This window comes from Agathobaculum sp., from assembly GCF_022775115.1.
GTDB lineage: Bacteria > Bacillota > Clostridia > Oscillospirales > Butyricicoccaceae > Agathobaculum.
Genome location: NZ_JALFLA010000059.1, coordinates 1 through 12306, shown reverse-complemented (window position 1 = coordinate 12306; position 12306 = coordinate 1). Strand labels below are relative to the sequence as shown.

Genomic DNA, 12306 nt, shown 5'->3' with positions numbered 1-12306 from the left:
CATGGAGCGATACGATTTTGACGAGCTCATCGACCGGAAGAACACAAACAGCCTGAAATTCGACTTCGCGGTCGAGCGCGGCCGCCCGGCCGACGTGCTGCCGCTCTGGGTGGCGGATATGGATTTCCGGGCGCCCGCGCCCGTGCTGGACGCGCTGCGCAAGGCGGTCGAACACGGTATCTTTGGATACAGCGAGGTAAAGGCGGACTATTATGACACACTCGCCGCTTGGTTTGGGGCGCATTTCGGGTGGAGCACCCAGCCGGAATGGCTGGTCAAGACCCCGGGTGTGGTGTACGCGCTGGCGATGGCCGTGCGGGCTTTCACCCAGCCGGGGGATGCGGTGCTCATCCAGCCGCCGGTGTATTACCCGTTTTACAGCGTGGTGACGGATAATGACCGCAGGCTGGTGGAAAATGATCTGATTTATCAAAATGGGCGCTATGTGATCGACTTTGCCGATTTTGAGGACAAGATCGTTCAAAACAGGGTCAAGCTGTTCCTGCTGTGCAGCCCGCACAATCCGGTCGGACGGGTGTGGACGGCCGAGGAGCTGCGCCGGCTCGCACAAATCTGCAAAAAGCACGGCGTGTTCGTCGTGTCCGACGAGATACATTGCGACTTCGCCTTTCCGGAGCATCCGCATACCCCGCTGCTGCTGGCCGCGCCCGCGCTGGCCGAGCAGGCTATGGTCTGCACTGCGCCCAGCAAGACCTTCAATCTGGCCGGATTGCAGGTGTCCAACATCTGGATACCCGGGCAGTCCGCCCGCACCCGTTTTCAAAAGGAAATGGACCGCAGCGGCTATTCGCAGCTCAATTCGCTGGGGCTGGTCGCTTGTCAGGCCGCGTATGCCGCGGGCGATGTGTGGCTGACACAGTGCCACGCCTATCTGCGGGAAAATTTAGCGTTCGTGCGCGGCTTTTTGCGGGAGCAGCTGCCGCAGATCACCCTTGTTGAGCCGGAGGGCACCTATTTTGCATGGCTGGACTGCGCGGGGCTGGGCTTGTCCCGCCGGGAGCTGAATGACCTGATCGTAAACAAGGCCAAGCTGTGGCTGGACGCCGGGCATATCTTCGGCGGGAATGCCGCGCAGTTCCAGCGCGTGGTGCTGGCCTGCCCGCGCGCGCGGCTCGCGCAGGCCATGCAGCAGCTCAAACAAGCCGTGGGCTGACATAGGGCGGCGGGAAATAAGAACATATGCCGCGCCGCCGCGCGGCGGGAGGAGGTAGACCGAATTGAAAATACCATTGCGCTATCAAATGTCGGAATACGATTGCGGGCCGACCGCTATGCTCAACGCGGTCAGCTATCTGTTCGAGCGGGAGGATATCCCGCCCGAGCTGATACGGAATATCATGCTGTACAGCCTCGATTGCTATGACAAGAACGGTGTCAGCGGCAAGCGGGGCACCTCATGCGCGGCCATGATGTTTTTGAGCAACTGGCTCAACGGCTTTGGCAGCATCGGGCAGCTGAGCGTTTCGAGCAGCTACCTGTCCGGTGAGCATGTCTTTCTCGGCAGCAGCAGTCTGGTGGAGGATGCGCTGCGGCGGGGCGGCGCGGTGGTCGCGCGCGTGCTCCATGACGTGTGGCATTACATCCTGCTGACCGGGGTGGAAGGCGATAACATTATGGTTTTTGACCCCTATTATCAGCAGGAACCGTTTGCGGAGGCGCCCGATGTTCAAATGGTGTTTGACCAGCCCTATCGCTGCAACCGCATTGTCCCGCGCGAGCGGCTGAATCGGCAATCGCTCACGCTTTACGCCTTCGGGCCGACTGAGACCCGCGAGGCCGTACTGCTGTTCAACGAAAAAACCAAGCTGACAGCCGAGCAGACGGTCGAATACATGATCTGACAGGCTATTTCCGGGGGAAAGTAAAGAGGAAAAGGGGGGCGGCAATATGTCGTCGCGCATTCAACTGAAGTATTTGTTTGAGGACAAGCCATATGACCCGGCGGTCGAACCATCGGATTATGACGCGCTGGACTTTGTCAGCGCAGGCTGTCATCTGTATGGCAAGATATTGTGGCCGGACGGCAGCTTTGCCGCCGACCGCCCCTGCGTCATCTTGCTTCACGGTTTTCCCGGCGCGGCGCGAAGCGACGACTTGGCCTATGCGCTTTGCCGTATCGGCTGCGTGGTGGTCGTGCCGCACCACCGGGGCGCATGGGGGAGCGAGGGCAAATATCTGGTATCCAACTGCATACAGGATGCGCTTGCGCTGGCCGATTGGGCGCGCAGTCCGGCCTTTTGCCGGCAGTACCGGGTGGATGCACGCGCGGTCTTTCTCGCGGGGCACAGCATGGGCGGCAACACAGCGCTGAATGCCGGGCGCACGCTGCCTTGGCTGCGCGGGCTGATATTGATGACGCCGTTCGACCCGACGCGCGCGCTGCGGGACGGCCACCCGGAAACGCTGCACAGGCTGCTGCCGGAGGGTGACATCCTGCGCAGCGACGGCCTTGACGCAATTTTTGATGACATCGCCGCCCATGTGGACAGCTGGCAGTTTGAGCGCGCCTTTGCGGAGGTGAGGACGCAGAACCTCTGCTGTGTCACCGGGCGGCTGGACGAGATCGCCCCCGGCGAGCAGATGGTGCAGCCGCTGTGGCAAAAGCTGCGCGCCGCGCAGACCCCGGCGATCCACCGCCTGTTGGAGCTGCCCGCCGGGCACGGCCTGTGCGGCAGCCGCATCGCGCTGATCCGCTTTGCCGCGCAGTTTATTGCTGATGCGCTGGCAGAGGAATAGAGGCTGCTGCGGAGCACGCATTTGCGCTTTCCTTTTTCGTTCTCTTGACAATCCGCCCTACATACAGTATAATAAGCCCAATAAGGGAGTAGTCGGCGCGGTCGCTCGGCCGCGTGGCAGAGCCAACATACTGAGGGGCGTTCCCCTCTGGTTTTGCACGAAATGACGAGACTTATCTGCTTTGCGCGGCAGATGGGTCTCTTTTTTATGCCCGCTGCCGTGAAGAACGAGGAGGACAGGAAAATGAGTCTTTTGGAGCTGTTTGTCATTGCCGTCGGGCTGTCGATGGATGCGTTTGCCGTTTCGGTCTGCAAGGGATTGTCCGTGCGCGCGCTGCGGCCGCACCACGCGGTTATCACCGGACTTTGGTTCGGCGGCTTTCAGGCGCTGATGCCGCTGCTGGGCTATCTGCTCGGCGTGCGCTTTCAAGCACTTATCACCAATGTCGATCACTGGATCGCCTTTGTACTGCTGTGCCTGATCGGCGGCAATATGGTGCGTGAGTCGCGCGGGGACGAGGAGGAAAGCGTCAGCGATTCGTTTGCGCCTGCGGCCATGCTGCCGCTGGCCATCGCTACCAGCATTGACGCGCTGGCTGTCGGCGTTACGTTTGCATTTTTGCAGGTCGATATCGTGCCGGCGGTGTGCTTCATCGGCGTGACGACCTTTGTGCTTTCCGCCGCCGGGGTCAAGGTGGGCAACGTGTTCGGCACGCGGTATAAGTCTCGCGCCGAGCTGTTCGGCGGCATCGTGCTCATTTTGATGGGCTGCAAGATACTGCTCGAGCATTTGGGTATCTGGGGGTAACAAAAAAGGACGCTTGTGGCGTCCTTTTTCTTTTATCGCTTTTACTCAGAGAGCAGCATACGGTCGTTTTCGATGTTGAACTTTTCCAGCAGGTCGCGCACCGAAAGGTTTTTCTTCTCCTCCCCCCGGATATCGACCACCACATGTCCCGCGTCCATCATGATCAGGCGGTTGCCGTATTGGATGGCGTGCTTCATGTTGTGGGTGACCATCAGCGTGGTCAAGCCCTCGCGGGAGACGATCTCCTCGGTCAGCTGCAATACCTTGTCAGCCGTTTTGGGGTCGAGCGCGGCGGTGTGCTCGTCGAGCAGCAGCAGGTCGGGCTTTTTCAGCGTCGCCATGAGTAGCGTCAGCGCCTGCCGCTGGCCGCCGGACAGCAGGCCGACCTTGCTGGTCATGCGGTTTTCCAGCCCAAGGCCGAGCGTGGCGAGCTTTTCGCGGTACAGCTCACGCTCGCCGCCCGTGATACCGGACAGCAGGCCGCGCCGCTGGCCGCGCCGTCCCGCCAGCGCGAGATTTTCCTCAATGCCCATCGTGGCGGCCGTGCCCATCATCGGGTCCTGAAACACGCGGCCGAGGAATCTGGCACGTTTGTGCTCGGGCAGACGGGTCAGGTTGAAGCCGTTTAAGCGGATCAGTCCCTCGTCCGCCGGGAACACGCCCGCAATCAGGTTGAGCATGGTCGACTTGCCCGCGCCGTTGCCGCCGATGACTGTGACGAAATCGCCGTTTTCCAGCGTCAGGTTCAGGTCGTTGATGGCGCGCTTTTCGTTGACCGTGCCGGCGTTGAAGGTCTTGTACAGTCCTTTCAGTTCAAGCATTGCGGTCAGCCTCCTTCTTGGCGGGATTTTTCACAGCCGGGCGCAGATATTTGCCCTTCCAGTACGGCACGGCGAGGAAGATAGCCACGACGACGGCCGACAGCAGCTTGAGCAGGTTGGCGTCAAAGCCGAGCTGGATGACGATTTGAATGACGATGTAATAGATGATCGAGCCGAACGCGACGCTCAGCAGCCGCAGCGCAAAGTTGTGGAAAATCCGGCTGAACACAGCCTCGCCGATGATGCAGGCGGCAAGGCCGATGACGATCGCGCCGCGCCCCATCGAAACATCGGCAAAGCCCTGATACTGGCTCAGCAGCGCGCCCGAAAAGGCGACAAGGGCGTTGGACAGCATCAGGCCGAGCACCTTGTTCAAATCGGTGTTGATGCCCTGCGCGCGGCTCATATTGGGGTTTGCGCCCGTGGCGCGGATCGAGCAGCCAAGCTCGGTGCCGAAGAACCAGTACAGCAGCGCGATCAGCACGACCGTGATGAGGCTGACCGTGACAAGCGGGTTGCGCAGCGCGGCTTCCTTGACCCAGCGCAGCGAGGTCAGCAGGTCATACTTGTCCACATTGATGGCCTGATTGGCCTTGCCCATGATCTTCAGATTGATCGAATAGAGCGAAAGCTGGGTCAAAATACCGGCGAGGATGGCCGGGATGCCCATAAAGGTGTGAAACAGGCCGGTTATCAGGCCGGTGAGCAGACCGGCAAGCAGCGCGGCGAGCATGGCCGCCCACACGCCGTAGCCGTTGAGCATCATGACGATGCAGACCGCGCCGCCCGTGCAGAGCGAGCCGTCGACCGTCAAATCAGCAATATCGAGAATGCGGTAGGTGATGTAAACGCCGATGGCCATGATGCCCCAGATCAGCCCCTGCGCGACAGCGCCGGGCAGTGCGCCGGGTATTGTACCGAGCCTTGCCAGCAAAGTGATAGACACAAAGAGTTCCCCCAATACATACAGATAGCATTAGTATAGCAAAAAACAGCGGAAAAGGAAAGACCCTCCCCGCTGTTTTTTATGTATCATCTGTCAGGGCGCGGACGTCAGGCCTTAGCCCTCGATCTCGACGTAGCCCTCCGGTACGGTCAGGCCAAGCTCGTCGCAGATGGCCTTGTTGTACTTCTTGGTGGCCGGCGCGTACTCGACCGGCATGGTCGAGATGTCGGCCTGGCCGGTCAGCACCTTGGCGGCCATCTCGCCGGTGGTGCGGCCCAGCTCATAGTAGCTGATCGACAGGGTGGCTACGCCGCAGCCGCGGGCGATACCCTCCTCACCGGCGACGACCGGGATCTTGGCCGGACGGCAGATGTTGTCAATGATGCCGGTGTTGGCAGCGACCGTGTTATCGGTCGGCACATAGATCACGTCGCTCGCGCCGGCGGCAGTGGTGCACACAGCGGAAAGGTCGTTTGAATCCGAAAAAGCGTACAGCGTGGCGGTGTAGCCGAGCTTTTCCAGCTCAGCCTTGACCATATCGACCTGATACTGGGAGTTCGGCTCGGCCGAGCAGTAGATCAGGCCAACGTTTTTGGCCTCCGGGAACCACTCTGCAATCATCGCGGCCTGTTGGTCGAGCGGCGCAAGGTCGGAGGTGCCCGAGATGTTGCCGCCGACCGTGCCGTTAAAGCCGTCGATCTCGAGCGCAACGCCGTATTCGGTTACCGAGGTGCCGAGGATCGGGATGTCCGATGTACCGGCCGCGGCGGCCTGCAGGGCCGGGGTGGCGTTTGCCATGATCAGGTCGACGCCCGTGGACACAAAGCCGTTGACGATGGTGGCGCAGGTGTTCGAGTCGTTCTGCGCGTTCTGCTCGTCAAAGCTGACCGCGTCGCCAAGCGCGTCGGTCAGCGCGTCCCGGAAGCCCTTGGTCGCCGCGTCAAGCGCGTCGTGCTCGACCAGCTGCACAATGCCGACGCTGTACGTCTGCGCGCCTGCCCCGGCGTCCGTGCCGGCGGGGGTCTGCGTGTCTGTGCCGCCGTTGTTCGACGCGCCGCACGCGGCCATCGAAAGCGCCATCGCACTGGTCATCAAAGCAGCCAATACTCTTTTCTTCATCTTATAAAACCTCTTTTCAGCATAAAATGCATATAAACGCGGAACAGGCCGCGCATTACTTTTACATATTAGCAGTTAAAAGAGAGCAAGTCAAGACAGGGCGGCATATTTTTTGCGGCGCTTGTGTAGGGCGCTGTCACCTTATACAAAGAAGTACGGGAGAGATTGCAAATAAATTGTTAATCCTGCCATACAGCGGTTGACCGGCGCGCCCGCAGCAAGTACAATAAAAGAGAACGAGAGGAGGCGATCGGATGAACATATCCTTTTTCCTGAAACCCAAATCCGAAGTCTTTTACCTGTTTGACGACTGTCCAGCGCGGCAGGCGATCGACGACATGATGAAAAGCGGCTTTACCGCCATTCCGGTGATCGACCACAAGGGGCGCTATATCGGCACGATCACCGAGGGAGATTTTCTGCGCCTGCTGCTGCAAAACGGCGCGCCGGACGAGCAGATGACAGTCGGCCGGGTCGAGCGCCGCGTGCGCCACCGCACGGCCAGCATTGACGTGAAGATGGAGGATATGGTAGAATTGGTCACCGAGCAAAATTTTGTGCCCGTGGTAGACGGGCGCGGTATGTTCAGCGGCATCATCACTCGGCATGATGTCATCCAGTACATGAGCGATACCTATCAAAAACAGCCGAAAAAATAACAAGGGGGACACATATGGGCAGATCAGGCGGTGGCGGCGGCTTTTCGGGCGGGCGCTCGGGCGGCTTTTCGGGCGGGCGCTCGGGCGGCTTTTCGGGCGGGCGCTCGGGCGGCTTTTCGGGCGGTGGACGCTCGTCCGGCGGTTTTTCGGGCGGGCGCTCGGGCGGTGGACGCTCGGGCGGCAGCTTTGGCGGCGGTTTCGGCGGGGGCGGCTTTGGCGGCGGCATCCGGACAGGGCCGATCTTTGTAAACAACTCGCGCCGGTATACCGGCGGCGGTGGCGGCGGCAACGGCGATGGAGGGAACGGACACGGCGGCAATTTGGGCTGCGGCACACTGTTCCTCATCTTCTGCGGCATCCTGCTGCTGTTTGCTGTTATAGGTGTGCTGACGGACAGTGTGAATACGCAGGCTATACAGCGCTCGACCGTGGCGCGCGAGCCGCTGCCTGCCGCGGCGGTGCAGGAGACCGCGTATTATACCGACGAGGACGGCAGCTGGTTTTCCAACAAGGCCGCGCTCGAAAGCGGCATGAAGCAGTTTTACAAGCAGACCGGCGTGCAGCCGTACTTATATGTGCTGCCAAACGGCACGACCACCTCGGTAAGCGAGCTGACCGCCTATGCGGAAAAGCTGTATCCGCAGCTTTTTGCCGACGAGGGACATTTCCTGCTGGTCTTCTGCGATGATAACCAAGGCTCGTACAACTGCGGCTATGTGGTCGGCACACAGGCCAAGACGGTCGTGGACGACGAGGCCATCGCCATTCTGGCCGATTACCTTGACCGGTATTACAACGATTATTCGATCAGCGAGGAGGAGATCTTCTCGCTCACCTTTGAAAAGACCGCTGCGCGTATCATGACGGTGACAAAGTCACCCGTCGTGCCGGTGGCCGTGAGCGCCGCAGTGATCGTTGTGGCCGTGCTGCTGTTTATCACGCTGAAAAAGCGGCGCGAGCAGCGCGCACGCGAGCAAAAGCAGGCCGAGGAGATCCTCAAAACCCCACTGGAAAAGTTCGGCGATGAGGACGTTGAGGAGCTGGCCAAAAAGTACGAGAAATAACAAAAACACCAAACGATGATACGGGAGGATGAGACAGTATGGGTATTCTCGAACGGTTTACCGACATTATCAAAGCGAATATCAACGACCTGCTGGACAAGGCCGAGGACCCGGCCAAGATGATCGACCAGTATCTGCGCGACATGACGGAAAATCTGGCCGAGGTGAAAAAGGAGACTGCGGGCGTCATGGCGGAGGAGACACGCGCCAAGCGTATGCTGGACGACAACGCCGCCGAGACCGCCAAATACGAGGGGCTTGCTCGCAAGGCGCTGGCCGCGGGCAACGAGGGCGACGCGCGTACCTTCCTTGCCAAAAAGCAGCAGCTTACCGAAAAGGCGGCCTCCTTGCAGGCCACCTATGACGCCGCGCACGAAAACGCCTGCAAGATGCGCCAGATGCATGATAAGCTGGTCGGTGATATTGAGCAGCTCAGCGCGCGGCGCGAGATGATAAAGGCCAAGGTGGCCGTGGCCAAGACGCAGGAAAAGGTCAACCGGTTCACCTCCGCGTCGGATAAGGCGGCGGGCGCGATGGATGCGTTCAGCCGCATGGAGGCCAAGGCCGACGCGATGCTGGACAGAGCCAATGCGATGGCCGCGCTGGGTGAAACGCCGGTCGACGAGGCCGCCGCGCTGGAGAAGAAGTACAGCGGCGCGGACGCTGCCGTGGACGATGAGCTGGCAAAGCTCAAGGCCGAGATGGGACTGTAAGCGCGCGGCTGAAGCTGTAAAAACAAAGGGCAGACGGCATGGAAAACCATGCTGTCTGCCTTTTTCTTTTTGCCGTGGGACACGAGGGATAAGGAGCAAGCCGCGCGCTGGCCTTTGCAAAAAAACGCGTCGCAAGCATCCTATCGCTTGCGACGAGCTGGTGCACCAAGGCAATCCAAATCCGAACCGGTATTCGCTTTTGCGGCTTCCTTCACATCGTCCAGAGTGATGGTTTTGGTGCCGTCCCTGTAGTTGAAGGTGAGAACCAGCTTGTCATCGTACAGGTAAATGGCGTTCACAAAGGCATCGATCAGCATCTTGCGGTGCGACTGTTGCCGTACATCCAGCTTGCGGAATTTGTACATCCAGAAGGTGACAAACTCCGGGCCGATTCTGGGTTTTGCTATCTTCTCGTTAGCGATCTTAATCTCCAAGTCCTCTTTGCAGTTTCCAGATCTTCCAACCGGCTCTTGGTGGACTTGGTGAGGATGCCCTGCTGGATAGCGTTTCAGGAGATTCTGGATTCCGGTTTCCGCTTCCCGGAGCTGCTGCTCGTATAGGGGAAGGCTGGTGTTTTCCCGATCTTGTAAATCCATGACCATGGACACAATGGCTTCAATGGCCTTGTCGTCCATGACCACCTTCATTACTTCGTTAACAACCAGATCTTCCAGCCATTGCTTCCTAACGGGCTTCTTCTTGCAGTCCGTCCGTTTCTTTTTTACGGATACGCATTTGTAGTAGTGATGAATAGTGCCGTTCCTGCTTTTCCTGCTCTCACCGCAGAGATAGGCACCACAGTAACCGCAGAACAGTTTGGTGGTCAGCAGAGATAATCGTCCTCGGCTTTGTGACAGGCCGGGGCTTTTTTGTTTTGCGCCAGCTTCTCCTGAACACGGTCAAACAAATCCTCTGGAACGATGGCAGGGATTCCGTCTGGTACGATGATGTCTCTGTATTTGTACTCTCCGATGTAGAGGCGGTTGCCCAGCATGTGCTGAATGCTGTTGAAGTTCAATGGCTGGCCATGGGTATTTCTGACGCCGCTGTCATTCAGCCAGTCCCGCAGTTCCTTCATGGTTGCGCCCTTGTCGTATTTCTTGAACACATCCAGAACAAAGGGAGCCGTCAGCGGGTCGATTTGAAAATGCTGTTCCTCATCAATCACATAACCGATGGGAAGTGTGCCGCCGTTGAATTTGCACTTCAGAGCATTTTCTGTTCTGCCACGGATAACCTTTTCTGACAGATCAGCGGAGTAATACTCTGTGTAGCCTTCCAGCACAGATTCCAGAATGATGCCCTCCGCACCTTCCGAAATCACTTCCGTTGCGGACACCACTTTCACGCCGTTCCGCTTCAACTGTGCTTTGTAGCGCGCGCTGTCATAACGATTTCTCGCAAATCTGTCCAGCTTCCAGACGATGACCATATCAAACAGCTTCTTACCGCTGTCCTTAATCATCTCCTGAAAATCTGGGCGGTTGTCCGTCTTGGCGGAATAGGCGCGGTCAATGTAGTGCCGCAGAATCGTGATGCCGTTCTTCTCAGCAAAGGCGGTGCATTCCCGAATCTGGCCTTCGATGGATTCCTCCCGCTGGCTGTCGGAGGAATAGCGGGCGTAGATGACAGCTTTCATTTCTTACCCTCCGTCATCATCTGAAACAGGGATTCCTTCAATCGTTCGTTCATAGGGGAACCGGGCTCAAAGCATATCTCGATAAAGTCCCGTAGTTCTGGGCTGCCGCTGGTCATGGAGAGTTTGCTCTCATACAGCTTTCCTCTGGGATTATCACAGCGGGCAAAGATATAATCCATCGACACATCAAAGTAGTCCGCATATTTCCGCAACAGATCAATCGGCGGAGCAGCCTGTCCATTCTCGTAGCGGTTTATGCTTGATTGGGTTGTGCCAAGCTCCGGCGCAAGTTTTGCCTGTGACAGGGCAACACTCTCGCGTAGTACCCGCAGACGTTTACCTAATTCTTTCAATAAACTCACCTCCCATACATTCGATGTTACTGTACCACATATTCAACCCATAGTAAACTCTTAAAATGACTTATTATGCACATTATGGAGTTATCCTCTCGGTATTAAAGAAGACCATGAATAGAAGTAAGCACCCGCGAAGGAGTGCTTACCCTGTACAAGAAAATCAGTCTTTACTCAGTACGGTCATCCTGTGGAACGGAGCGAAAATCTTCTTGAACGCCTTCGTTCAGATCAAAGCACATGGTCTTCGCATCAGCGACCCAGAAGCCACGCACTTTGTACCGCTTGCCGGCAATCCATTCAACTCCGGTGGTGGAGCGCAGCGGGTCAAGCAGATTCCTATTGGAAATGGTAACGACACCTTTCTGTTCTCCCTTGGGTTTGGAAAACTTGAATCCCTTTGGTTCATTACTTTTGCACATACGAATAGCGAATACCTTTGCTTTTGCATCCAGCATACACAGCACATATGCCGGATAGCCCAAGTCTTCCAAAACTTTTTTCGTGAAGGTAACACTATTTTGATTGATAAACATATCCGGATATGCGTTGATATTGGAGTCAATCGTTTCAAAATCCAATGTAGAAAAATCGAAGTTCATAATGTCTAATTCCTTTCATTTTTAAGATTCAGTGTTTCATTGATGATTTGTAAGAATTCTTTGCGTTCTGCGGCAGACCAGCGGGAATCCAAAATAAAGTAACCCTGGAACAGCCCGTCCTTCACGCGAGATACAACAAAGCGGTTAGTCAAACGGCGTAATGTAGCAACCTTTTTTCCATCACGCCGCACAGCGAGAATCTCCTGAACCTTCTGCCAATCCTCTTTTTTGACAATTGCCGTATGGTGATTCTCTTTGAAGTACATATTGAGATCTGTGTTTTTTACGGACTTATGTGTGCGAAAATCTTTTGTATAGGTTTTCTGCATCAAAGCATCACCGCAGTATTTTTCATTTCTGAGGATACTGCGTACCGTATCAGGGAGCCAGCAGTCTTTGCCCATGGGGGATTTTATACCTTGCTCCGTCAATGCGGCAGCTATTTCAGAAGGAGAAGCACCTTCCATGCAGCTTTCATAGATGTACTCCACAATTCGCGCTTCCGTGGGTTCAATGACCAACCGCCCGAGGTGGTTCCGGTAGAAACCAAGCGTATTCTGGACAGAGAACTTATAGATCCCTGCTGCCATTCGCCATCGGATACCTGCCTTAATTGCTTCGCTCTTTTGCTGAGATTCCATTTCGGCAAGCGCAGACAGTAGAGCGATCAGAAGATTGTTTTTTCCGTCCCCAGTATAGGTGATGCCTTCCGTTTCAAATTCAACCGACACGGGTGGGTTTAGCGCAGAAAGCGTACGCAGGTTATTCAGAATATCCACGATGTTTCTCCCAAAGCGACTAATGCTCTTGGTAAGAATCAGAT

Annotated in this window: 13 protein-coding genes and 1 pseudogene; 7 read left to right on the top strand and 7 right to left on the bottom strand. The window is 57.0% G+C overall.

Annotated features, from left to right (window positions below):
• Position 1 precedes the first annotated feature (1 nt).
• The 4 genes from MR935_RS07445 to MR935_RS07430 all read left to right on the top strand — a co-directional run bounded on the left by MR935_RS07445 (position 2) and on the right by MR935_RS07430 (position 3564).
• Positions 2–1174, top strand: coding sequence for a MalY/PatB family protein (locus MR935_RS07445; protein ID WP_290572380.1), 1173 nt, complete (start codon positions 2–4; stop codon positions 1172–1174).
• A gap of 64 nt (positions 1175–1238) precedes the next feature.
• Positions 1239–1862 carry a peptidase C39 gene (locus MR935_RS07440; RefSeq protein WP_290572379.1) on the top strand — a complete coding sequence of 208 codons (624 nt, stop codon included), beginning with the start codon at positions 1239–1241 and terminating at the stop codon, positions 1860–1862.
• A 46-nt stretch (positions 1863–1908) separates the two neighbouring features.
• Positions 1909–2757 (top strand): alpha/beta hydrolase family protein, encoded by an 849-nt coding sequence (locus MR935_RS07435; RefSeq protein WP_290572378.1) that lies wholly within the window; start codon positions 1909–1911, stop codon positions 2755–2757.
• 243 nt (positions 2758–3000) lie between these two features.
• Positions 3001–3564 (top strand): manganese efflux pump MntP, encoded by a 564-nt coding sequence (locus tag MR935_RS07430; RefSeq protein ID WP_290572377.1) that lies wholly within the window; start codon positions 3001–3003, stop codon positions 3562–3564.
• A 41-nt stretch (positions 3565–3605) separates the two neighbouring features.
• Here MR935_RS07430 and MR935_RS07425 read toward each other — a convergent pair whose 3' ends face one another.
• From MR935_RS07425 to MR935_RS07415, 3 genes are all read right to left on the bottom strand, one after another.
• Positions 3606–4385 carry an ABC transporter ATP-binding protein gene (locus tag MR935_RS07425; RefSeq protein ID WP_290572376.1) on the bottom strand — a complete coding sequence of 260 codons (780 nt, stop codon included), beginning with the start codon at positions 4383–4385 and terminating at the stop codon, positions 3606–3608.
• The gene (locus MR935_RS07420) at positions 4378–5325 is read right to left on the bottom strand and encodes an ABC transporter permease (protein ID WP_290572410.1); all 948 of its coding nucleotides are present in this window, start codon (positions 5323–5325) and stop codon (positions 4378–4380) included. Before MR935_RS07420 ends, MR935_RS07425 begins: the two co-directional genes overlap by 8 nt.
• Before the next feature lie 120 nt (positions 5326–5445).
• A complete protein-coding gene (locus MR935_RS07415; RefSeq protein WP_290572374.1) occupies positions 5446–6450 on the bottom strand; it encodes an ABC transporter substrate-binding protein in 1005 nt (334 codons plus the stop codon).
• Positions 6451–6704: 254 nt separating this feature from the next.
• Here MR935_RS07415 and MR935_RS07410 point away from each other — a divergent pair, with 254 nt between their 5' ends.
• From MR935_RS07410 to MR935_RS07400, 3 genes are read left to right on the top strand one after another with little or no spacing between them, the layout of a single operon-like run.
• Positions 6705–7109, top strand: coding sequence for a CBS domain-containing protein (locus MR935_RS07410; RefSeq protein WP_290572373.1), 405 nt, complete (start codon positions 6705–6707; stop codon positions 7107–7109).
• Between the two features lie 14 nt (positions 7110–7123).
• Positions 7124–8173 carry a hypothetical protein gene (locus tag MR935_RS07405; protein ID WP_290572372.1) on the top strand — a complete coding sequence of 350 codons (1050 nt, stop codon included), beginning with the start codon at positions 7124–7126 and terminating at the stop codon, positions 8171–8173.
• 38 nt (positions 8174–8211) lie between these two features.
• Complete coding sequence (locus MR935_RS07400) at positions 8212–8886, top strand: PspA/IM30 family protein (protein ID WP_290572371.1); 675 nt, start codon at positions 8212–8214, stop codon at positions 8884–8886.
• 140 nt (positions 8887–9026) lie between these two features.
• Here MR935_RS07400 and MR935_RS07395 read toward each other — a convergent pair.
• The 4 genes and pseudogenes from MR935_RS07395 to MR935_RS07380 form a co-directional block, all read right to left on the bottom strand.
• Positions 9027–10525, bottom strand: a pseudogene (locus MR935_RS07395) (recombinase family protein).
• Positions 10522–10887, bottom strand: a complete 366-nt coding sequence (locus MR935_RS07390) for a helix-turn-helix domain-containing protein (protein WP_330636495.1) — start codon at positions 10885–10887, stop codon at positions 10522–10524. The pseudogene MR935_RS07395 and the gene MR935_RS07390 overlap by 4 nt, the downstream one beginning before the upstream one ends.
• 164 nt (positions 10888–11051) lie before the next feature.
• Positions 11052–11483, bottom strand: coding sequence for a hypothetical protein (locus tag MR935_RS07385; RefSeq protein WP_290572369.1), 432 nt, complete (start codon positions 11481–11483; stop codon positions 11052–11054).
• 5 nt (positions 11484–11488) lie between these two features.
• The coding region (locus MR935_RS07380) for a recombinase family protein (protein ID WP_290572368.1) at positions 11489–12306 on the bottom strand (818 nt) is incomplete at its 5' end.

Coding starts and splice junctions, on each gene's coding strand:
- MR935_RS07435 (WP_290572378.1), top strand. CDS start 1,909: ATGTCGTCGCGCATTCAACTGAAGTATTTGTTTGAGGACAAGCCATAT.
- MR935_RS07400 (WP_290572371.1), top strand. CDS start 8,212: ATGGGTATTCTCGAACGGTTTACCGACATTATCAAAGCGAATATCAAC.
- MR935_RS07415 (WP_290572374.1), bottom strand. CDS start 6,450: ATGAAGAAAAGAGTATTGGCTGCTTTGATGACCAGTGCGATGGCGCTT.
- MR935_RS07405 (WP_290572372.1), top strand. CDS start 7,124: ATGGGCAGATCAGGCGGTGGCGGCGGCTTTTCGGGCGGGCGCTCGGGC.
- MR935_RS07430 (WP_290572377.1), top strand. CDS start 3,001: ATGAGTCTTTTGGAGCTGTTTGTCATTGCCGTCGGGCTGTCGATGGAT.
- MR935_RS07445 (WP_290572380.1), top strand. CDS start 2: ATGGAGCGATACGATTTTGACGAGCTCATCGACCGGAAGAACACAAAC.
- MR935_RS07385 (WP_290572369.1), bottom strand. CDS start 11,483: ATGAACTTCGATTTTTCTACATTGGATTTTGAAACGATTGACTCCAAT.
- MR935_RS07410 (WP_290572373.1), top strand. CDS start 6,705: ATGAACATATCCTTTTTCCTGAAACCCAAATCCGAAGTCTTTTACCTG.
- MR935_RS07425 (WP_290572376.1), bottom strand. CDS start 4,385: ATGCTTGAACTGAAAGGACTGTACAAGACCTTCAACGCCGGCACGGTC.